Genomic DNA, 21577 nt, shown 5'->3' on the forward strand with positions numbered 1-21577 from the left:
CGACCGGGCGGTGTCGGCGCCGGCCCTGGCGGTGGCGAACGGCCCCGTGGATCCGGTCAGTCCGGCAGGCTCAGATACAGGTCGCGGCGCGGTACGACACCTGCCGGGCCCCGCGCCGCGAGCAGTTCCCCGACCGGCCCGTGGCCGGGCAGCAGCGCCGCCGGGTCCAGGCAGTACCAGGGCACGAGCACCCCGGCGCTGCGGTGCGCGGCCGGGTGGGGCAGGGGCGGGCCGGGTGCGGCGCGGACCCGGCCGTCGTAGGAGACGAGGTCGACGTCGATCTCCCGCTGCCCCGGCCGGGTGCCGACGCCGTCGTGGTGGAAGGCCTCCTCGACCGCCCGGCCGCGTTCCACCAGCGCGTCCGGGACCAGCGCGGTCCGTACGACGACGATCGCGTGCAAGTACGGGGCCGGCGCTCCCGGTGCTCCCGGCGCCGACGGAGCGGACTCGCAGACGGGCGAGAGGGCCGTCACCTCCAGCCCCGGGGTGTCCCCGAGGGCGTCCACGGCGGCCTGCAGACTCGCCAGCCGGTGGCCCGCGTTCGCGCCCAGCGCGATGACCGCCGTACAGGGCGCGCAGAATACGGGGGACGCGGGTCCGCTCGGGGTGTTCACGACGTCGTGGGGCATGTGTGGCTCCGGGGAGAAGGGTGGTGTTCCGATCCTCCGCGACCACGTCGGTCCGGCGCACTCACCCAACGGCCACTCCGCGTCGCCGAAAGAGGGCGTTCCTTCCGCACGCCCCGGCCCGCCGCGCTCGCTCGCTCGCGTCAGGCGAACGTCACCGTGACCGTGGTGAAACCCAGGGAGTGCAGCATTCCTTCGAGCACCGCGGCCGTGTTGTGTTCGGCGCGCTGCTCCAGCCCGCTCGCCTTGGCCGCCTCGCCGATGCGTTGCACGGCGACCTTCTGCACGGCCTGTTCGCCCGAGGGGTTGTCCGAGAAGAAGTCGCCGAGCCGGTCGAGCAGGCCGCGCTGCTTGGAGACCGCGTACGAACGCGCCGGGTCCAGTGCCGCGCCGCCCAGCTTGGCGTGCGGCAGCCGCAGCGAGGCCGAGGTCCGGTCCGCGTCGACCGTGACGGCCTGCGGGCCGAGCCCGCCCATTTCGACGTACGCCGACACGGAGCCCGCGCCCACGTACAGGGTGCGGGTGCCGCGGATGCCGTCGGGGAGGAACGGGGCGTCGTGCTCCAGGTCGACCACGACCTGGTAGTCGCCCGCCGCGCCCTCGAACCGGCTCAGGTCGCGCAGGGACTTGAGCACGGCCGGTCCGGTCCGGTCGTGGGTGCGCGAGCCGAAGAGGTCTCCCAGGCCCGTCACGGGGAGGAAGCGGAACGCGAGGACGAGCAGCGCGGCCGTCACGACGACGGCGACGGCGATCCGGCCGACCGTGCGGGCCGTGCGGGACCGCCGATCCGGGGCGACGTGCGTCTCCTTGGTGTCCATGCTCACCGGATTCCCCGTCGATCCATGGTCACGCGCGCGCGGCCCCGGGAGTGCGGCGGTTCTTCGTCCGGGACCTCGACGGCCGGGTGGTCACCGTACTCGGCCGTCTTTGAGGTGACCGACCGGAGCGGGACCCTCCGGCGGGCGCGGTCCGCCGGGGATCCGCGCCGCCGCCGCGTGGAGGGAGCGCAGGGCGAGCAGCAGCACCCCGATGTCGTCCAGGTACACCGGGTCCGGGATCAGGTCCAGGGGCGAGATCGTGTACACGACGGCGACCCAGAACAGGGCCTTGTCGCGCAGCGGGATCCCGGCGTCGAGCAGCAGCCGCCGCGCCGCGAAGACGCGCACCAGCAACACGGCGGCGCCGACCGCGAGTCCGGCGGCGACCACGGCGGCCAGGATGAGCCAGGCTTTTGTGTCCATGGCACCCGTATACCCGGCGGTGCGCGCGTAGTCAGCGGGACGTGGCCGTGTCGGTCGCCGCAGTCGCCGCAGTCGCCGGGGCGGTCGGGGCCATGTCGTACGTCACCCACATCGTGCGGGTGGCCACCTGGTCGTACTTGGACCGGGCCCGGTGGTTGTCGTCGGCCGTGATCCAACGCACCACGCTCCAGCCCTTGTCCGCGGCCATCGTGCGCAGCGCATCGAGCAGCAGGTCGGCCGCTCCCGCACCGCGGTGCTCGGGTGCCACGAACAGGTCGTCGAGGAAGCAGCCGACGGTGGCCGAGAGCGGCCGGGCGAACGGGCGGTAGTGGGCGAGCCCGACGAGCTGCCCCTCGGTGTCCTCGGCCACCAGCGCACCGACCTCGTGCGCGGGATCGTTCACCCACGCCCACACGGTCGCGGCGGCGGCCTCCGTCTGCTCCACCGCGTAGAAGTCGGCGTACCCGCGGTAGAGGGCGCGCCACTGGGCGAAGTCGCCGGGCCGGGGCGCACGGACGGTGATGTCGGGCATGGTGGGGAACTCCTGGTCTCGGTCCTGGGCCTGGTCCTCGATCATGGCGCGACGCGACCGCGAAGGCACGCACCGCCCTGTCGAAGTACGGACGCCCGGGCCGCCACCTTGGACGGGGCGGACCGCGCGCCGGAGCGTGTACGGCCCCCACCCCACCACGCCCTCCTACGGCTGACGCGGGATCAGCGCCCGGAAGCGGGCCGCCGCCCGCTCGGCCACGGCCTCCACGTACGGCACGTAGGCGTCGGGGTCCGCGTGGTCGGCCATCGGGAAGGTCACGGGACCGGTGTGCCCGGGGGCGTCGAAAGCGACGATCTCGTGGTGGACCAGCAGCTCGGCGAACCGTTCGGGGTCCCTCTTGGACCAGCTGTAGCGGTAGCCGTAGCCCCCCGGGGGGATCTTCGACCGGCTTTCCGTCGCGAAGCCGTACGCGGCGGCGGATCGGCCCGCGACGAAGATCTGGTCGGTGGGCAGGTACAGCTGGTAGAGCCACCTGCTCGCGTCAACGGTCCCTGGCGGCACGTCCGGTGGGGTCCTGAGCCGCCTGGTGTCGGGCAGGTCCGACCAGTCGAAGTGGAGACACCAGCCACGGAGCACCTCGCTGGGATTGCCCCTGATGGTCTCGATGCCGGGCCTGCCCGCGGCCTCCAGCGCCGAGGCCGCCTCGGCGATCGCCCCGAGGACCTGCCGCAGGGCCAGTGCCTCCGCCTGCCGGTTGCGGACCGAGGCGCGCACACCCGCCCACCACGCGGCGGGGTCGCCCACGGCCGCCCGTACGTCCGCGGGCCAGCTCGCGGGACCTTCCTCCCCCCGGGCCGCCATCTGGCGAGGGGTGAGACCGCCGGGCAAGGGCCGGTCGGCGACCGCCTGGCGGGCTTCCCACTGCCTGAACCGGGCCACGACCTCCTTCCATCGCCGCTCCTTCTCCTGGTACGCCCGTCGCGCGACGTCGCGCGCGTGAGCCTCCTGAGCGGCCAGGCGCACCTCGATGACGTCCCGGACCGGTTGGTAGTCGGCCGCCGCGGCCCGCACCTGCGCCAGGAAGTCCGCTCGGGAGTCGTCGTACCTCGCCCGAGCCCGTCGACGCGTCACCAAGGAGTCCCACCTCCGGATACGGCGCTCCGCCCGACCCAGCAGCCGTTCCGCCTCGGCGATCCGCCGCAGGAGCGAGGCGGCGGCCGCGGTCCACCACTCGACCTCCTCGGGAGCACCGTCCACGTCGACCTGTCGGGGCGGCCAGGTCCGCCAGGACCCGAGCGCGCGCGTGCCGTCGTCAGCGGGCCGGTCCGGCTCGCGGGGGAACAGGTACACCGTGACGTCGAGCTCCTCACCGAGCCGACCGCCCGCGTACGGGATCCGTAAGGCCATTGCCCCACCATGACAGGTTCGGTGGCGCTGGTGGCCGTTCGCGCGCTACGTGCGCCGTCGCGACGCGCTCTTCCGGTCCGGCCCGGCGTCCGGCAGGATGCCCGGTGCGCGCGGGGCCGCTCCCGGGCGCGGACCGTGGGACGGGGGCTCCGTGTGTCAGTAGGTCACGAGCAGGCGTTCCGGGACGCGTTCTACCAGGACCCCTATCCCCGCTACGCCCTCGCCCGGCGAGCCGAAGGACTGACCTGGCTGCCGGAGGCCGACGCCTGGTTGGTCGCGCGAGAGGCGGACGTGCGGGAAGTCCTGCGCCGCGACACGGACTTCTCCTCCGCGAACGCGCTCCTGCCGGACGTCCCGCTGTCGGAAGCCGCGCTCGGCGTCCTCCCGCGCGGCTTCGGACCACGGCCGACGGTGGTCTCCACGGACGGGACCGCCCACCACCGCCTGCGCGCCCCGCTGAACCGGGGCCTGTCCTCCACCCGGATCGCGGCGCTGCTGCCGTACGCGCGGGAGCGGGCACGCGAGTTGGTGGACGCCTTCGCCACGGACGGCTCGGCCGAGTTGGTGGAGGCGTACGCCCGAAAGCTGCCCGGGCTGGTCATCGGGCGTCTCATCGGGCTGGAGCCCGAAGACGCCCTCACGGCGGTCCACGGCGGCTACCGCGCCGAGGAGTTGTTCTTCCGGCCGCTGACGCCGCAGGGGCAGGCCACCGCCGCGCAGGACGTGGTGGCGCTGCAACACCTGTTGGACGGCTACGTTCGCGACCGACGGGCCCGCCCCCGCGACGACCTGTGCTCGGACCTGGTGGCGGCTCTGGCGCCGGGGGAGGGGGAGTTGACCCTGGAGCAGCGTCACGAACTGGTGGCCAATCTGCAGAACCTGCTGATCGCCGGATTCCTGACGACGAGCGCGCTGATCTCCACCGCGTTGCTGCACCTGCTGGGGGACCGGGAGCAGTGGCAGCTGCTGTGTTCCGAGCCGGAGTTGACCGCTTCGGCCGTGGAGGAATGCGCCCGCTTCGATCCACCCATCCAGGCCTTCCGCCGGATCACGACACGGTCGGTGACGCTGGGCGGGACCCGACTGCCCGCGGGCGCCGCGGTGCTGGTCTCCTACGCATCCGCCAACCGCGACGACCGCCGGCACGGGACGGCCGACCGCTTCGACATCCGACGGCCCGCGGACCGGCGGCACCTCGGCTTCGGACACGGACCGCACAACTGCCCGGGCTCCCGCCTGGCACGTGCCCAGCTCCACCTGACGCTGGAGCTGTTCTCGCAGACCCTTCCCGGTCTGCGCCTGGACTCGGACCGCTCACCTGCGCCCATGCGCCCGACCCTCATCCACCGCTCGCCCCCGACGCTCCACGCGACCTGGTGAGCGCCAGCCGAAGCCAACGAGACAACGAACGAACGAACGAAACCATCGGAGGGACTGCCATGTACGACCGCTCACGACGGGCTTCCTTAGTCTCCGCACTCGCCGCGCCGCTCCTGCTCACCGGGGCGGTCGCCGCGGTGCCCATCGCGCTCGCCACCCCGGCGAGCGCCGCCCCGCACGGCTGCCAGTCGACGAAGCTGGACCACGCCACGGCCAGCTCGACCTGCCACTACGGACCCGGCCAGCAGCGAGTGGTGATCACCTGCCTGGACGGGGTCAACGGGGAGAGGTACACCTTCTACGGCCCGTGGGCGCAGTGGTACCAGAATTCGAAGGTCTCGTGCGCGGCGGCGTACCGGCAGAACATCTCCTACATCACGATAGAAGTCCGCTGACCTGCGGTTTCATACAGATCAGCGGTGGTGGGGGAGCGCCGTGCGGGGATGCGGCCTCGGTGGGCCTGTGCGAGGTTGGTACGAGTGGGGGCTGGACGGGGGGTGTCTTCTTCCCCGAAGGGGTGCATCACAGATGAACCGACTTCTCGCCACTGCCGTGAGCACGGCCGCCGCAGCACTTCTCGTGACCGGCGGGGCCGCCTCGGCCTTCGCCGCCGCGCCGACCGACGACGCGACGAACAAGCTGTGCAGCAGCCTGACCGAACTCAAGGCCGACAACGCGAAGTTGCGTACGCTCGACCCGGCGACGGCCACCAAGGACCAGATCAAGAGCGCGCACAACGCCGTTCAGGATGACTGGAAGACCGTCGCCGAGTCCACCGCGCAGTTCAACGCCGCTCAGAAGGACGCGGTGAAGTCCGCGGCCAACGCCGTGAAGAAGACGTACGAGGGTCTGCCCGGGGACACCACGGGCGCCGAGGCCCTGACCAAGCTCACCCCGGACCTGCAGAAGCTCGACACGGCCGTGGCCAGTGCCCAGTCCGGCCTGAAGTGCGGCTGATCCGACCCGCCACGGGGCCTGCCGCTGGGCCCGCCACCGGACCTCCTACTGACGGCGTCGGTCCGATCGCGCACTGCGATCGGACCGACGCCGTCGGCCGTGTCGTCCCGCAGTCCGCCCGTAGGGCCCGGGCCTCCCGGGCGAGCGGCGTGCGGCAGGATGACTCCGTGCTCGTACCAGGAACCCATGGCCGCACGGCCGCCGACCCCGTACGGATCCGCCTCGTGGCGGCCGCCGCTGCCGCGGCGACGGAGTGCGCGGGTCTGGGGCTTCGGGCCGTGGCGGGCGGGGACGTGGCCAAGTACGGCGGCGACGCCCTCTACACGGTCCTGCTGCTCGCGCTCGTCGTCGTGGTCGCGCCGCGTACGACGCCCTCGCGGGCCGCGGCGATCGCCCTGGCCGCGAGTTGGGCGATCGAGTTCCTCCAACTCGGCCCGCTGCCGGCGGAACTGGCGCGGCACAGCACCGCGGCCCGTCTCGTCCTCGGTTCCACCTTCAACGCCCCGGACCTGCTCTGGTACACGGTCGGAGCCGCGGTCGGCTGGCGCCTCCACGCCTCGGCGCACCGCCGCCGGCCCGCCCCCCATCGCGGGCCCGGCAACGGTTCCCGGGCACCGCACTAGCGCGGAACGGTCCGCGGAACGGGCGGGTCGATCCGCGGCCTTCGACTCTAGGCGCGGTCCGCCCATGGCCGGGACGCCCGGGCCGCATCCGGTCACACGGCGATCGGGATCTCCTCGATCCAGCAGTCGATCGACTCCGCGGTGATCACGGCTCGGGCCTCCTCGGCATCGGCTCTGCTCAGGAAGGCCCCCGCCGCGGTGACCTGGGGTCCCTCGGGGCGCATCACCCGTGTCATGAGGACGCTGATGTGGCGGTGGCGCTCGCGCCGGATCGTGGTGTTCTCCTCGGCCGACAGTGCCTCGACGAGTTCCTGGGCCGACGCGATGTCGAGGCCGGCATCGACACCGGAGAGCGGCTGGCTGGGCCAGGCGGGCCGCCCGGCGGGGTAGAAGGTGTTGAAGAAGCTCTGCTGCGTGCGGCGGAGCACTCCTTCGGTCCAGCCGACGGCCATGGCGACCACGTAATCGGAATCGCCCTCGCTCTCCAGGACGAAAACGCGATCTTCCCTGCCGAAGTACATGCTGGCGTGTTCGGCCTTCACCCGCTCGGTCTCGGCCTCGGTCGCGCACCTGATCACCAAGCCGCGGTAACCGGTGCTGATCTTCACCACAGCGGCGGGCTTGAAGAGCAGGTCGATCGTGGTCTCGGGCTCACCGGGCTCGTCTGGCCGACCGACGCTGCGCATCAGGAGTTGGCTGTGGCTCGCCGTGAAGGCCAAGAGGTGGAAGCTGCGCCCGCTGCGGAAGAGCTCCTTGCCGGGAGCGAAGTGGTGGTCGCGGTTGAGCCAGGTGCTGTCCGTCATGCGCTCACGATCTCCGCCCCGCCCACGCGGGTCAACGCGATTGTGCCCCGCTGTCGGGGCGGTTTCCGTGATCACACCCGTCAAGTCATGCGCGGAGCAAGACTGTTTGACGGTTGATGTCGAACGCTTTACCTGAATGCGCAAGACCGAGCCGAGTGTCAGGATCTGGTCAAATCCTGTCCGTGATGGGCCAGTTGGGATCCTTGGGGGGCGTTTCGTTCTGCCCCTACGTGTCCGCTCGGCGGTCGCCACTCATCGAAATCCGGACATGTTTCGGCTGATACATGGCGTGTCCATGGCGATCACGAAGATCGCTGGCAACCTCTCCCCATCCCCAACAGCACCACCAGAGCCAGACGTGCCATCAGCACCACCAGCACCACCAGAACCACTGACACCTCCGGCTCTGTCCGGCAAGCCGGCCTCGTCCCGGCCGCCGGTTCGTTCCACCCCCCACACTCTGAAGGAGTCCGCGTGAAGTCCACGCACCGCCGGAACGCCACCGCCACCGGCGCCCTGCTCGCAGCCGCCGCCCTGCTGACCGTCGGCGTCCAGGCCGGCAGCGCCAGCGCGCAGCCCGAGGCGTCCGCGAACACGAACGCCCCCGGTGGCGCACCCGTGCGCAACCCGGGTGCACTGCCCGCTCAGCTCACCCCGAGCCAGCGCGCCGAGCTCATAGCCAAGGCGCAGGGCACCACGGCCGCCACGGCCAAGGAGCTCGGTCTCGGCTCGCAGGAGAAGCTCCTGGTCCACGACGTGGTGAAGGACCAGGACGGCACCACCCACACCCGGTACGAGCGGACGTACGAGGGCCTCCCCGTCCTGGGCGGCGACCTGGTCGTCAGCCGCACCGCCGCGGACCGGACGCAGAGCGTGAGCAAGGCGTCCGCCGCCCAGCTCCAGGGCATCTCCACCTCCGCCCCGGCCGACGCGCCGGCAGCGGCCTCCGCGAAGGCGCTCGACGCCGCGAAGTCGGTCGGTTCCAAGGCGGACAAGGCCGACGCCGCGCCCCGCAAGGTCGTGTGGATGGCGAACGGCGTGCCGACGCTGGCCTACGAGACCGTCATCGGCGGCCTCCAGGACGACGGCACCCCCAACAAGCTCCACGTCATCACCGACGCCAAGACGGGCGCGAAGCTCCACCAGTGGCAGGGCATCGAGACCGGTGTCGGCAACACCCACTACAGCGGCCAGGTCACCCTCGGCACGTCCGCGTCCGGTTCGACCTACACGCTGAACGACGCCGCCCGCGGCGGCCACAAGACGTACAACCTGAACCGCGGTACGTCGGGCACGGGCACGCTCTTCAGCCAGTCCACCGACACCTGGGGCAACGGGGCCAACTCCAACCTCGCCACCGCGGGCGCGGACGCCGCGTACGGCGCCGGGGTCACCTGGGACTTCTACAAGAACGTCCTCGGGCGCTCCGGAATCCGCGGCGACGGCGTCGCCGCCTACTCCCGCGTCCACTACGGGAACGCCTACGTCAACGCGTTCTGGGACGACGACTGCTTCTGCATGACCTACGGCGACGGAACGGCCAACAACGACCCGCTGACCTCGCTGGACGTCGCCGGCCACGAGATGACGCACGGCGTCACCGCCGCCACCGCGGGTCTGGAGTACAGCGCCGAGTCGGGCGGCCTGAACGAGGCGACCTCCGACATCATGGGCACGTCCGTGGAGTTCTACGCGAACAACCCCAGCGCGCCGGGCAACTACCTCATCGGCGAGCAGATCAACATCAACGGCGACGGCACTCCGCTGCGTTACATGGACAAGCCGAGCAAGGACGGCGGCTCCGCGGACGCGTGGTACTCCGGCGTCGGCAACCTCGACGTCCACTACTCCTCGGGCCCGGCCAACCACTGGTTCTACCTGGCCTCCGAGGGCTCCGGCGCCAAGACGGTCAACGGCGTCAGCTACAACTCGCCGACCTCCGACGGCCTGCCCGTCACCGGCATCGGCCGGGACAAGGCGCAGCTCATCTGGTACAAGGCCCTCACCACCAAGTTCAACTCCAGCACGGACTACGCGGGTGCCCGCACCGGCACGATCGCCGCGGCGACCGAGCTGTACGGTGCCGGCAGCGCCGAGGTCAAGAACGTCACCGACGCCTGGGCGGCCGTCAATGTGGGCGCCCGTTCGGGTGGCGGCACCACCACCCCGGGGAAGGTCTTCGAGAGCACGACCCGGGTGGCCATTCCGGACTCGCCCGGCCCCGCGGTCACCTCGTCGGTCGCCGTCAGCGGGGTCACCGGCAACGCGCCGAGCACCCTCAAGGTCGGCGTGAAGGTCACGCACACCTACATCGGTGACCTCCAGATCGACCTCGTGGCCCCCAACGGGACCTCGTTCCGCCTGCAGAGCTCGTCGTCCGACTCCACGGCGAACCTGGACAAGACCTACACGGTCAACGCCTCGGCCGTAGCGGCCAACGGCACCTGGAAGCTGAAGGTCCAGGACAAGGGAGCCGCCGACGTCGGCACGATCACCGACTTCAAGCTCACCTTCTGACACGTACCGATCAGCCGAACGGCCGACCGGCCGTGACGTGACACGAGATGACGTGAAGTGAAGTGACGTGAAGTGAAGTGAAGTGAAGTGAAGAAGATGCCCGGAGCCTCCCCAGGCCCCGGGCATCTTCGTTACGTCACGGTGTCGGTCGCGGCAGCGGCGGTGGCAGCGGGAGCCGCAGCGGCGATGGGCGCGACGCGCGGCACGGCGAGCCGGGCGTAGTCCTCGCCCGAGATGACCGCCGACCGGTCGAGCCGGGCGGCGTTGAAGTACAGCTCGGGCCGGGCGACGACCGCGGGGTCGGCGACGAGTTCGAGGTCGGGATCGAAGGCGAAGGGCAGCACGGTGCCGGGGACGGCGTGGGCCAGTCGCTCGGCGGTGGCGGCGTCGCTGAAGCCGACGTAGCGGGCGTCGAACAACGTACGGACGGCGTCCAGGTCGACGCGCCGGTCGCCCGGGACGACCGCGAGGACGTGGCGGGTGGTCTTCTTGTCGGTCTTGACCCTGAGGACGATGCACTTCGCCGCGTGCGAGGTGGGGTGCCCGCGCAGGGCACACACCGCCTCCGTGCTGCCCTCGGGTTCGTGATCGATGAGTCGGTAGGGCGTCCCTGTGGTGTCGAACAGGGTGATCAGGCGCTGGTACGTGTCATCTTCGGGCATGGTTCTTCCTCTTTTCCGGTGCTTGCTCTCGCTGTGGTGGTGTGGTGCGCGGTCGGCTCGGTCCGGTGGGTACGTTCGATGTTCTGGCCCCAGTAGGTACCGGCGACCATCAGCAGGGCGCCCAGGGCGGCCCACGGGGTGAGCCGTTCCCCGCCGACGCCGATGCCGATGGCGACGGCCCAGATCGGTTCGGTGCCCAGCAGCAGGCTGGCTCGACTGGCGGAGGTGCCTTGCACGGCCCACGTCTGCGCGAGGAAGGCGAACACGCTGCAGAACAGGGCGAGATAGGCCAGCTGGGCCCAGGTGGTGGCGCTGCTGTGGAACAGGTCGGGCAGGTGGACGGCGGCGAGCGGCAGGAAGAGGACCGAGCCGACGACCGTCTGCACGGTCGTGAGGTGCAGCGGGTCCAGAGGACGGCGCGCGGTGAGCCGGCCGACGAGAACGACGTGCCCGGCCCGGACGAGCGCGGCGGCGAGCATCAGCGCGTCTCCCGTGCGTAGGGCGTGCAGCCCGGTGCCGGCGGTGAGCAGCCCGACGGCCACGACGCAGACACCGGCGGCGAGGAAGAACGTCCACGGCAGTCGCCGGCCGCCCGTGCGGTGCAGCAGCGGAGTCAGCAGGGGCGTCAACACGATGGTCAGGCTGATGATCAAACCGGCGTTCGCGGCGCTGGTGTGCGCCACCCCGTACGTCTCCAGCACGAGCACGGCCGCCTGGGTGACTCCCAGCAGCGACCCGACGCGGACCTCCGCACGGGTCCAGCGGGTGCGGCTCCGGGCGCGGCCGCGTACGGCCACCAGGGCTCCGCACGCGAGTGCGGACAGCGCGTACCGGGCGAACAGGACCGCCAGCACCGGGAGCGCGACGGTGGCCGTCTTGGCCGCGAGGTAGCTGGAACCCCAGACCAGCGCGACCAGGAAAAGTACCGCATCGGTGCGGCGGGCAACATGCATGCCGCCACGCTGCCCCACCAGCACGTTGAAGGCCACGACCAATCTCTAAACCTACGGTGTAGCGGCACTACAATGTCGGCGTGGACGAACGGCAGCTGCGCATCCTGCGCGAACTGGGAGACCTGGGCAGCGTCAGCGCGGTCGCCGAGGCACTGCACGTGACGCCGTCCGCGATCTCGCAACAACTGCGGCTGCTCCAGCGTTCGATTCCCGTCCCGCTCACCGAACGTGCCGGACGCAAGGTGGTACTGACCGATGCCGGCCAGGCCCTGGCCGTGGCGGCCGTCGGAGTCGAGACCGCCCTGGCCCAGGCCCGGAACACGATCAGCGACTTCGCGGAGCAAGGAGACGGCGACGTGTCGGTGGCCGCGTTCCACAGCGCGGCGTCCGCGTTCTTCCCGCTGTTGTTGCGCGGCCTCGCCGGCCCCGGACGCCCGCGCCCCGCACTCGCCGACGAGGACGTGCCCCAGGACCGGTTCCCCACCCTCACCCGTGACTACGACCTCGTACTCGCCCACCGTCTCGACCACGGCCCGCCCTGGCCGCGGACCGTGACCTCGACGACGCTGCTGCGCGAGCCCCTCGACGTCGCCCTGCCGGCCGGTCATCCGCTGGCGGCCAAGTCGCGGCTCACCCCGCGGGACGTGGCGGACCAACCGTGGATCACGGTGCACGACGGCTTCCCGCTGATGTCCACCATCGAGGCCATCGCCAGCGTGGCCAACCGCCGACTCGACATCGTCCACCGCATCAACGAGTTCGCGGTGGTCGCCGAGGTCGTCGCCGCCGGAGGAGGTCTCGCGCTGATGCCCCGCTGGACCGCCCGGCCACACCCCGACGTCGTCCTGCGGCCCCTGAGCGGAGTGCGCGCGCGGCGCGACATCGACGTCCTGCACCGGCCCGAACGCACCGCGCGCAGGGCCGTGCGCACGGTCCTCGCCGAGTTGCACCGCGCCGCGGCCCGGATCCAGGGCCCCGGCCGCTGAGCTTCGATCGCACGGCCGACGCGGCTCGCCGTGTGCGGCCGGCGTCGAACGAGGGCCCAGCAGTGGGCTGTTCAGGCGGATCACAGACACCTACGGCCGGTCCCGTCGTTGATCGAGGCGTCATTGACCGTGCACTCGTAGAAGGACCTGTGATGTTCAACAAGATTCTGGCCACCGCCGCCGCGACCGCGTCCATCCTCGGAGCGGGCGCCGCCGTGGCCGCCCCCGCCATGGCGATCGGCAACGACGACGGGGTCAACACCGTCAACGGCAACGGTGCTTCCCAGGTCTACGGCAACCAGAAGACCGCCGGCAACCAGAGCCCGCAGCTCAGCCTGGTCCAGGGCTCCGCCAACAAGCCCTGCGTGGGACTGCCCGTCAAGGTCAACGCCCAGTCGCTGGTCGCGATCATCGCCAACGTCGGGGTCCAGGACATCAACGTCCTGTCCAACCCGATGAACCAGCAGTGCACCGAGAACTCCACCCAGGCCAAGGGCGACGAGTCGCTCTCGCACATCCTGGACAACATCCCGGTGCTGTCCGGCAACGGCTCCCTCAACAGCTGACCCGTGAGCCGATCCGTTAGCCGATCCGTCAGCTGATCCGTTGCCTCCCGGCGGGCCGGGGCGCCGGCCGCATGCACGAGTGCGGTCGGCGCCCCGGCCCTGACCGGTTGTCAGGGCCGGCCGGAGGCTCGCGTTCCTCACAGGTCGTGACGAGGGAATTTCGACAGGTAGTAATTAGGTGAATTCTTGACTGAATTCCTGTCAATAGCCCTCCGCTTCATATTTCATTTCGATAACGACTGTCCTCTATAAGGCCTGGACCAATCCACGTGACGCGCGTAACTGGCCTTGTTTTCAAGGGTGGTGAGTGTTCGTCAAATTCGACGGGCAGGTAACGGAATGATTTCTTGAGGTGCGGCCCCTCTTTGTCCGAATTCTCCGCCGTGTTCGTCTGGCAGGCTTCCGCGCACCCACTCATCCGATCCACAGTTGAGGTGCGCATGACAGGACGACGTAGACGGCGGGAGCATCGCCGCAAGCCCCGGCGGCTGATACTTCTCACCGCCGCCATGAGCACGGCGGCGGTGATCGCCGCAGGCATCGCCTACTCCGGCATGGGTGATGGCGCCCAGGCCGTGTCCGTAGAAGCCGCCGCGGGGGCCGGCGCCCCGGCCGCCGCGCCCGCCCGGGACCAGGAGCCCAAGCCCCTCGCGGCCGCGCCCGCCAACGAGAGCGCGCGCGGCATGGTCTACGACGGTCTCGACCCCGCGCCGGGAGGCGACCGGTGCGTCGGCGTCTACCGGACCAGCGCCGGCCTCTGTACCCACGGACCGGACGCCCCGCCCAAGGGCGTCGACATCACGAAGGACATCCAGCCCGCGGTCAAGTCCCAGGCGCCGGCGGCCGATCCGGCCCGCCCGCAGGCCGACGACCCCGCGAGCTCCGAAGGGGGCGGACGTCCCGAGGACGCGCCCGCCGCCGACGCCGGTCGCGCCGCCGACAAGGCCGCCGCGCCCGCGCCCTCGCCCGCGGGTCAGGCCGTCGCCGCCGGACCCGCCGGCCAGACCGTCCAGTGCGACGGCGACGGCAGCACGGGCAACCGGGTCCAGGTCGTGTACGTCCACGGACCGGGCCGCGACCGTTACTCCGAATACGTGGCCTCGTTCCGCAAGTGGGCGGCCGACGCCGACCTCATCTACGCGACGAGCGCCCAGGAGACCGGCGGGATCCGCCACATCCGCTACGTCACGGCCGCGGACTGCACTCCGACCGTGGTCAACATCGAGCTCCCCGACTCCGCTCTGGCCGAGTTCAGCGCCACCAACACCGCCCTCGCCGGCAAGGGGCTCGACCGCCGCGACCGCAAGTACATGATCTTCGCGGACACCCAGGTCTACTGCGGCATAGGCACCTTCAACGGAGACGAGCGGCCCGGCCAGGCCAACATCAGCAACTTCGGCCCCTCGTACGGGCGCACGGACTCCGGCTGCTGGGGCGGCCACACCGCGGCGCACGAGCTCGGCCACAATCTGGGAGCGGTCAACAACAGCGCCCCGAACAGCAGCCGCGGGGCTCACTGCACCGACGAGTTCGACGTCATGTGCTACTCGGACACGCCCTACTACCCGCAGATGCGCAACGTCTGCACCAACCAGGCGTCCGAGAACATCCTGGACTGCAACCACGACGACTACTTCCACACGAGCCCCAAGGCCGGCAGCTACCTCGCCACGCACTGGAACATCGCGGACAACCAGTTCCTGATGCGCACCCAGGGCGGAGGCGGCACGGACCCCGGCCCGAACCCGGGCCCCACGCCGACCAAGAAGCCGACGCCCACGCCGACCAAGAGCCCCACCGGCGGTCCGGACGTGACGGTGGGACAGATCCAGTCGGACTCCGCCGTCGTGAACTGGCCCAAGGTCGACGGCGCCGCCTGGTACCAGGTCCTGCTGAACGGCAAGCACCTGGGTTGGGTCCAGTCCCCGGTGCTGCGCGTCTACAACCTCCGGCCCGACACCGCCTACACGGTCGCCGTCTCCGTCCGCGACAACGCCGGCCGGGACACGGGAGCGGGCAAGAGCGCGTCCTTCCGTACCAAGGGCACGGGCGGCGGCGCGACCACACCCGGCGCCCGCTACCTGCTCGGCAACGGCAGCACCGGCATGAACGCCGAGGTCTGGGGCGGGCGCGCCGCCGACGGGACCGTGCTCGTCGGGGCCCGCTCCAACGGGTACGCCCAGCAGCAGTGGTACTTCGACGACGCGGGCAACGGACTGGTCCGCATCCGCTCCGCGGTCTCCGGCAAGTGCCTGCAGCCGGGCAGCGCCCCGGCCGCGGGGGTGTGGGTCGCCCAGCAGCCGTGCGGCGGCGCCGCGCAGGCCTGGAAGCTCGCCTCCCGAGGCGCCGCGGTGACCGTCACCGACCCGAGCGGCGGCTTCGCGCTGACGGTGAGCAGCCGTCCCTACTACGGGAACTGGCTGCTGGACCTCCAGCGCGCGGACGGCCGCGCCGCACAGTCCTGGACCGCGCAGAAGGTCGGCTGACCCTCCCTGAAGCCCGCCTGACAACCCCTCCGGGGGGGGGGGGGGGGGGGGGGGGGGGGGGGGGGGGGGCGCCACCCCCCACCCCCCTCCCTCTCCCCCCGCCCCTCCCACCACCCACACCCCCCCCCCCCCCCCCCCCCCCCCCCCCCCCCCCCCCCCCCCCCCCCCCCACCCCCCCCCCCCTCCCCCCCCCCCCCCCCCGGGCCCCCCCCCCCCCCCCCGCCGCCGGGAGGTGCCCGCTGATGGACGCGAGCCTGCGCTTCTCGCACGTGGGCCTGAACTGCGCCGACCAGAAGACCACCGAGGAGTTCTACACCCGGTACTTCGGCTTCGCCCGGGCCCGCGTGGTGGACCTGGGGGACGCCCGGATCGTGTTCCTGCGCAAGGGGGACGCGTACCTGGAGCTCTTCGGCTCCGCCGACGGACCGGCCCGCCCGGCGCACGAGGACGGCCCCCGGGCCCCGGGACGGATGCGCCACCTGGCCTTCCAGACCGACAGCGTCGACGCCTTCCTCGCGGAGCTGGGGGACGCGGCCGAAGTGACCCTGGGGCCGCTGGACTTCGACGACTTCATCTGCGGCTGGCGCACGGTGTGGTTGCGCGATCCCGACGGGGTGATCGTCGAGGTCAGCCAGGGATACGAGGACGAAGACCGTTCAGTGACCGACCGCTCTCCCGACAAGGACGGTGCATGACATGGCGGACGCCGTGAGCTTCTCCTTCTCCGACACCATCGCGGGCTACGTCGGCCGCTTCGACTCCAGCGCCCGCACCCTGCGCCTGAACACCGCCGACGGCCGCGCTTTCGAGGTCTCGCTCGCCGGGGACCCCAGCGCCGAACTGGTCCGCAATCTGGACGAGCCGTACGTGGACGCCTCCGGGCACATCGACGAGATGCTCTCGCCGGGCCGCTTCCTCTACGTCTACGGCGTGCACTACCCCGAGGCCGGGGGCCGGTTCGAGGCGAAGCGGCTGGTGTTCCTCGGCCGCGGCGCCGAGGACTTCCGCTTCGAGGAGCCGAGCTGGTGGGTCAAACAGATCGAATCGCTGGCCTCCTTCTACCGGCGCGCCCAGTTCGGCGACGGCCCGGTCGACTTCGCGCAGTACCGCACGGAGATCCGGCTCGGCGGCGACAAGACGGCCAGCCACGTCCAGGAGACGGACACCATCTCCCGCCTGGTCTACGGCATGGCCTCGGCCTACCTCCTGACCGGCAAGGACGAGTACCTGGAGGTCGCCGAGCGCGGCACCGAGTACCTGCGCAAGCACATGCGGGTCGTGGACAGCGAGGAGGACGTGGTCTTCTGGTACCACGGCATCAGCGTCGACGGGGACAGCGAGCGCAAGCTCTTCACCTCGGAGTTCTCCGACGACTACGACGCGATCCCGATGTACGAGCAGATCTACGCGCTCGCCGGGCCGATCCAGACCTACCGGATCACCGGCGACGTCCGGATCAAGAACGACGCGGACGCCACCATCCGGCTGTTCGACAAGTTCTTCCACGACGGCGAACTCGGCGGCTACTACTCGCACATCGACCCGATCCTCTTCAGCGCCGACCACGAGTCGCTGGGTGAGAACCGCGAGCGCAAGAACTGGAACTCCGTCGGGGACCACGCGCCCGCCTACCTGATCAACCTGTACCTGGCGACCGGCGAGCAGAAGTACGCCGACTTCCTGGAGTACACCTTCGACACCATCGCGGACCGCTTCCCGGACTACAAGAACAGCCCCTTCGTCCAGGAACGCTTCTACCGCGACTGGTCCCACGACACCACGCACAGCTGGCAGCAGAACCGCGCGGTCGTCGGCCACAACCTCAAGATCGCCTGGAACCTGATGCGGATGAACTCCCTGAAGGCGAAGCCCGCCTACGAGGAGCTGGCCCGCCGGATCGGCGAGATCATGCCGGAGGTCGGGAGCGACCTCCAGCGCGGCGGCTGGTACGACGTCGTGGAGCGCCAGAAGGTCGGCGACGCCCAGACGTATCGTTTCGCCTGGCACGACCGGAAGGCGTGGTGGCAGCAGGAACAGGCCGTCCTGGCCTACCTGATCCTGCACGGCACCCTCGGCGACGAGGACTTCCTGCGCGAAGGCCGCCAGGCCCAGGCCTTCTACAACACCTTCTTCCTCGACCACGACGAGGGAGCGGTCTACTTCAACGTGCTGGCCAGCGGCACGCCGTACCTGCTCGGCACCGAGCGGCTCAAGGGCAGCCACTCGATGTCCATGTACCACTCGGCCGAGCTCTGCTACCTCTCCGCCGTCTACAACAACCTGCTGATCAACGGCCGGGAGATGGACTTCCACTTCCAGCCCGACCCGGCGGGCCTGCCCGACCGCGTGCTGCGCGTCTCGCCCGACCTGCTCCCCGCCGGCTCGGTCCAGGTCGCGTCCGTCGAGATCGACGAGAAGCCGTGGACGGACTTCGACGCGGACGGCCTCACCGTGCGGCTGCCCGACGTCCAGGGGCGGGTGAAGGTCAAGGTCCGGCTGCGGCCGGTGAACAAGTAGCGCGGGGCGGGGGGCGCCCCAACACGAGGGGAAGAAGACCATGACACTCAGCGTGAAGGAACGCCGGAACAAGACGGGCACCGTGCTCGTCGCCACCGGCGAGATCAACAGCGAGACCTCCGGGTCCCTGCTCCAGTCGCTGCTGCCGCTGGTCCGCGAGGGCCGTCCGCTGCGCATCGACCTCACCACCGTCACCTACGTCTCCAGCGCGGGCCTGCGGACCCTGCTCGTCGTCTACCGCGAGGCCCAGCACGCCGGGGTCGCCGTCACCCTGTACGGGGTGAGCGAGGAAGTCCGGTTCGTCATGTCGGCCACCGGCTTCCTCGACTTCTTCGAGACCGGCGAAGCCGCCGCGGCCGCCGCGAAACCGGCCGTGCGATGAGCGGGGGCAGCTCGGAACAGGTCCTGCGCGTCGACGCCTACCCGACCCACGAGGTGGGCGGGTACGGCGTCCGCGCCGGCAAGCCCTTCCCCTTCGGGGCCAACGTGGTCCCCGGCGGGGTCAACTTCTCCGTCTTCTCCGACCAGGCCACCTCGATGGCCCTGGTCCTCTTCAAGCGCGGAGAGCCCGAGCCGATGGCCGAGCTGGACTTCCCCCAGGAGTTCCGCACCGGCAGCGTCTTCTCCATGACCGTCTTCGGCCTCGACCACGAGAACATCGAATACGGCTACCGGGCCGACGGCCCCTTCGACCCCGTCACCGGGCACCGCTTCGACGCCCGGCAGATCCTCTCCGACCCCTACGCCCGGCTGATCAGCGGCCGTGACGTGTGGGGCGTGGAACCGGACCGCGACCGGGCCTACCAGTACCGCTCGCGCGTCTGCCTCCAGGACTTCGACTGGGGCGACGACACCCCGCTCCAGATCCCCGCCACCGACCTCGTCGTCTACGAGACCCACGTGCGCGGATTCACCCGGCACCCCTCCTCGGGCGTGACGGCCCCCGGCACCTTCGCGGGCCTGCGCGAGAAGATCCCGTACCTCAAGGAACTCGGGGTGAACTGCATAGAGCTGCTCCCCGTGTTCGAGTTCGACGAGAGCGACAACCCGCGCTCCAACCCGGAGACCGGCGAGCACCTCTTCGACTACTGGGGCTACAACACCGTCTCCTTCTTCGCCCCGAAGGCCGGGTACGCGGCGACCGGACGCTACGGCATGCAGGGCGACGAGTTCCGCACCCTGATCAAGGACCTGCACGCGGCGGGCATCGAGGTCATCCTCGACGTCGTCTTCAACCACACCGCCGAGGGCAACGAGTTCGGCCCGACCATCTCCTTCAAGGGCCTCGACAACGCCACCTACTACATGCTCACGCCCGAGGGGTACTACTTCAACTTCAGCGGCACGGGCAACACGGTCAACTGCAACCACCCGGTCGTGCGCAACTACGTGCTCGACTGCCTGCGCCACTGGGTCGCCGACTACCACGTCGACGGCTTCCGCTTCGACCTCGCCGCCATCCTCGGCCGGGACCTGGACGGCACCCCGCTGCCCAATCCGCCCCTGCTGGAGATGCTCGCGTACGACCCGGTGCTGCGGCACACCAAGCTGATCGCCGAGGCCTGGGACGCGGGCGGCCTCTACGAGGTCGGCAACTTCCCGGCTTACGGACGCTGGGCGGAGTGGAACGGCAAGTACCGCGACACCGTCCGCAGCTTCCTCAAGGGCGACCCCGGCCTCACCGGGGAACTCGCCACCCGGATCGCCGGCTCGCCCGACCTGTACACCGGCCGCGGCACCGCCGCCTCCGTCAACTTCCTCACCGCGCACGACGGCTTCACGCTGGCCGACCTGGTCTCGTACAACGAGAAGCACAACGAGGCCAACGGCGAGTACAACAACGACGGGGCCAACGACAACCAGAGCTGGAACTGCGGTGTCGAGGGACCCACCGACGACGTCGAGGTCAACCGGCTGCGGCTGCGCCAGATGAAGAACGCCCTCGCCATCCTCTTCACCAGCCAGGGCATCCCCATGCTGCTGGCGGGCGACGAGGTCGGCCGCACCCAGCAGGGCAACAACAACACCTACTGCCAGGACAACGAACTCTCCTGGTTCGACTGGGACCAGGTCGAGGACAACGCCGAACTGCTGCGCTTCGCCCGCCAGATGATCGCCCTGCGCAAGCACCACCGCGAACTGCGCTCCACCGAGCACCCCACCGGCCTCGTCCGCGACCACGTGGGCCTGCCGGACATCAGCTGGCACGGGGAGCGGGCCTGGCAGCCCGACTGGTCGCCCGACAGCCGCCTGCTGGCGGTCGCCCGGTGCGGGCCCGCCGACGACGACGTCGTGTACGTCGCCATGAACGCGCACTGGGAACCGCACGACCTGGAGCTGCCCGCCCTGCCCGGGCACCGTAGCTGGCACCTCTACGCCGACACGGGCGCCGCGGCTCCGCACGACATCCGTTCCCCGGGCGGCGAGGCCCTCCTGGAGAACGCCGGCAAGTACCTGATCGGTCCGCGCTCGGTCGTCGTCCTGGTCGGCCGCGCTCCGGATCCCGAGACGTCCTGACCGCACGGCCGAAGGAGACCTGACATGCCGCTTTCCGTGTCCCTGAGCATCGAGGGCGACACCACCGTGATCGAGCTGGCGGGCGAACTGGACGCCAACACCGCGCCCGACTTCCACCAGACCATCGAGAAGGCAGCCGGGCACGGCACGAGCACCGTCGAGATCCGGATGGCCGGCGTCGGCTACATGGCCAGCGCCGGGCTGCGCTCCCTGGTCTTCGCCCAGCAGAAGGTCGCCGGCCACGTCACCATCCGGGTCGTCGGCGCGATCGAGCCGGTCTCCCGGACCATCCGGACGGCCGGCCTGGACCGCAGCATCGTCCTCTCCGATGAGTGAGGGCAGCGCCCATGGGCGCTAGCCCGCACCGCGGGACCCGCCTGACCGAACCGGCCACCGCCGAGCTGCACGTCCCGGCCACCCTCGGTTCGCTGACCGCCATCGCCCAGTTCGTCCGGGCGGTGGCGGTGGCGGCCGGACTCGACCGGGGGGCCGCCTACCGGCTGCGGCTCGCGGTGGACGAACTGGCGACGAACATCGTGACGCACGGATACCGGGGCGACGAAGGGCGGATCACCGTCCTGGGCCGCGCCGGGGCCGGGCGGGCGAGCATCTCCTTGGAGGACGGCGCGCCGGCCTTCGACCCGGTGGCCGGCCGGCTGCCGCCCGCCACCGAGCTGCCGCCCGAGCGCCGGCGCATCGGGGGCCTGGGCATCCACCTCGCCCTCACCAGCGTGGACGACTTCGGCTACGTACGCAGGGAGGGCCGCAACATCAGCACGCTGACCGTCCTCGCGGGCCCGCGGCCGCGGCGATGACACCCATGCAGGCAGAGGGGACCGGCCC

At 71.0% G+C, this 21577-nt stretch carries 22 protein-coding genes; 14 read left to right on the top strand and 8 right to left on the bottom strand.

Annotation, left to right across the window (positions count from 1 at the left end):
- Positions 1-56: 56 nt before the first annotated feature.
- From folK to ACZ4UB_RS08470, 5 genes are all read right to left on the bottom strand, one after another.
- The gene (gene folK / locus ACZ4UB_RS08450; RefSeq protein WP_468069108.1) at positions 57-629 is read right to left on the bottom strand and encodes a 2-amino-4-hydroxy-6-hydroxymethyldihydropteridine diphosphokinase; all 573 of its coding nucleotides are present in this window, start codon (positions 627-629) and stop codon (positions 57-59) included.
- A 140-nt stretch (positions 630-769) separates the two neighbouring features.
- Entirely contained in the window at positions 770-1444 is a 675-nt protein-coding gene (locus ACZ4UB_RS08455; protein WP_468069110.1) for a DUF4230 domain-containing protein, read from the bottom strand.
- A 90-nt stretch (positions 1445-1534) separates the two neighbouring features.
- The gene (locus ACZ4UB_RS08460; protein ID WP_468069111.1) at positions 1535-1867 is read right to left on the bottom strand and encodes a YkvA family protein; all 333 of its coding nucleotides are present in this window, start codon (positions 1865-1867) and stop codon (positions 1535-1537) included.
- Between the two features lie 31 nt (positions 1868-1898).
- Positions 1899-2444 carry a GNAT family N-acetyltransferase gene (locus tag ACZ4UB_RS08465; protein WP_468069112.1) on the bottom strand — a complete coding sequence of 182 codons (546 nt, stop codon included), beginning with the start codon at positions 2442-2444 and terminating at the stop codon, positions 1899-1901.
- Between the two features lie 120 nt (positions 2445-2564).
- Positions 2565-3767, bottom strand: coding sequence for a hypothetical protein (locus tag ACZ4UB_RS08470; RefSeq protein ID WP_468069113.1), 1203 nt, complete (start codon positions 3765-3767; stop codon positions 2565-2567).
- A gap of 153 nt (positions 3768-3920) precedes the next feature.
- Between ACZ4UB_RS08470 and ACZ4UB_RS08475 the strand changes: the two genes are divergently transcribed.
- From ACZ4UB_RS08475 to ACZ4UB_RS08490, 4 genes are all read left to right on the top strand, one after another.
- Positions 3921-5147: a cytochrome P450 gene (locus tag ACZ4UB_RS08475; RefSeq protein ID WP_468069114.1), complete on the top strand. Its 1227-nt coding sequence runs from the start codon at positions 3921-3923 to the stop codon at positions 5145-5147.
- 59 nt (positions 5148-5206) lie between these two features.
- On the top strand, positions 5207-5542 hold the full coding sequence (locus ACZ4UB_RS08480; protein ID WP_468069115.1) for a hypothetical protein: 336 nt from the start codon (positions 5207-5209) through the stop codon (positions 5540-5542).
- A 133-nt stretch (positions 5543-5675) separates the two neighbouring features.
- Entirely contained in the window at positions 5676-6104 is a 429-nt protein-coding gene (locus tag ACZ4UB_RS08485) for a hypothetical protein (RefSeq protein ID WP_468069116.1), read from the top strand.
- Positions 6105-6271: 167 nt separating this feature from the next.
- Positions 6272-6727 carry a ribosomal maturation YjgA family protein gene (locus tag ACZ4UB_RS08490; protein WP_468069117.1) on the top strand — a complete coding sequence of 152 codons (456 nt, stop codon included), beginning with the start codon at positions 6272-6274 and terminating at the stop codon, positions 6725-6727.
- A 92-nt stretch (positions 6728-6819) separates the two neighbouring features.
- Here the strand turns inward: ACZ4UB_RS08490 and ACZ4UB_RS08495 are convergent, their stop codons facing one another.
- A complete protein-coding gene (locus ACZ4UB_RS08495; RefSeq protein WP_468069118.1) occupies positions 6820-7530 on the bottom strand; it encodes a hypothetical protein in 711 nt (236 codons plus the stop codon).
- 474 nt (positions 7531-8004) lie between these two features.
- On the opposite strand from ACZ4UB_RS08495, the gene ACZ4UB_RS08500 reads away from it, so the two are divergent.
- A complete protein-coding gene (locus ACZ4UB_RS08500) occupies positions 8005-10047 on the top strand; it encodes a M4 family metallopeptidase (protein WP_468069120.1) in 2043 nt (680 codons plus the stop codon).
- Between the two features lie 131 nt (positions 10048-10178).
- Here ACZ4UB_RS08500 and ACZ4UB_RS08505 read toward each other — a convergent pair whose 3' ends face one another.
- Both ACZ4UB_RS08505 and ACZ4UB_RS08510 read right to left on the bottom strand, forming a co-directional pair.
- Positions 10179-10709: a YbaK/EbsC family protein gene (locus ACZ4UB_RS08505; protein ID WP_468069121.1), complete on the bottom strand. Its 531-nt coding sequence runs from the start codon at positions 10707-10709 to the stop codon at positions 10179-10181.
- Positions 10679-11662: a DMT family transporter gene (locus ACZ4UB_RS08510; protein WP_468069122.1), complete on the bottom strand. Its 984-nt coding sequence runs from the start codon at positions 11660-11662 to the stop codon at positions 10679-10681. Before ACZ4UB_RS08510 ends, ACZ4UB_RS08505 begins: the two co-directional genes overlap by 31 nt.
- 80 nt (positions 11663-11742) lie before the next feature.
- On the opposite strand from ACZ4UB_RS08510, the gene ACZ4UB_RS08515 reads away from it, so the two are divergent.
- The 9 genes from ACZ4UB_RS08515 to ACZ4UB_RS08555 all read left to right on the top strand — a co-directional run bounded on the left by ACZ4UB_RS08515 (position 11743) and on the right by ACZ4UB_RS08555 (position 21549).
- Positions 11743-12648: a LysR family transcriptional regulator gene (locus tag ACZ4UB_RS08515; protein WP_468069123.1), complete on the top strand. Its 906-nt coding sequence runs from the start codon at positions 11743-11745 to the stop codon at positions 12646-12648.
- A 152-nt stretch (positions 12649-12800) separates the two neighbouring features.
- Positions 12801-13214, top strand: coding sequence for a rodlin (locus tag ACZ4UB_RS08520; protein ID WP_468069124.1), 414 nt, complete (start codon positions 12801-12803; stop codon positions 13212-13214).
- 509 nt (positions 13215-13723) lie between these two features.
- Entirely contained in the window at positions 13724-15700 is a 1977-nt protein-coding gene (locus tag ACZ4UB_RS08525; RefSeq protein ID WP_468069125.1) for an RICIN domain-containing protein, read from the top strand.
- A gap of 242 nt (positions 15701-15942) precedes the next feature.
- Entirely contained in the window at positions 15943-16395 is a 453-nt protein-coding gene (locus ACZ4UB_RS08530) for a VOC family protein (RefSeq protein ID WP_468069126.1), read from the top strand.
- A gap of 1 nt (position 16396) precedes the next feature.
- The gene (locus tag ACZ4UB_RS08535) at positions 16397-18217 is read left to right on the top strand and encodes an AGE family epimerase/isomerase (RefSeq protein ID WP_468069127.1); all 1821 of its coding nucleotides are present in this window, start codon (positions 16397-16399) and stop codon (positions 18215-18217) included.
- Positions 18218-18257: 40 nt separating this feature from the next.
- Positions 18258-18599 carry an STAS domain-containing protein gene (locus ACZ4UB_RS08540; protein WP_399262331.1) on the top strand — a complete coding sequence of 114 codons (342 nt, stop codon included), beginning with the start codon at positions 18258-18260 and terminating at the stop codon, positions 18597-18599.
- Complete coding sequence (glgX, locus tag ACZ4UB_RS08545) at positions 18596-20734, top strand: glycogen debranching protein GlgX (RefSeq protein WP_468069128.1); 2139 nt, start codon at positions 18596-18598, stop codon at positions 20732-20734. The genes ACZ4UB_RS08540 and glgX overlap by 4 nt, the downstream gene beginning before the upstream one ends.
- 24 nt (positions 20735-20758) lie before the next feature.
- Complete coding sequence (locus ACZ4UB_RS08550; RefSeq protein ID WP_354381527.1) at positions 20759-21070, top strand: STAS domain-containing protein; 312 nt, start codon at positions 20759-20761, stop codon at positions 21068-21070.
- An 11-nt stretch (positions 21071-21081) separates the two neighbouring features.
- Entirely contained in the window at positions 21082-21549 is a 468-nt protein-coding gene (locus ACZ4UB_RS08555) for an ATP-binding protein (protein ID WP_468069129.1), read from the top strand.
- Positions 21550-21577: the final 28 nt, after the last annotated feature.

Source organism: Streptomyces sp. NPDC028419, from assembly GCF_055565515.1.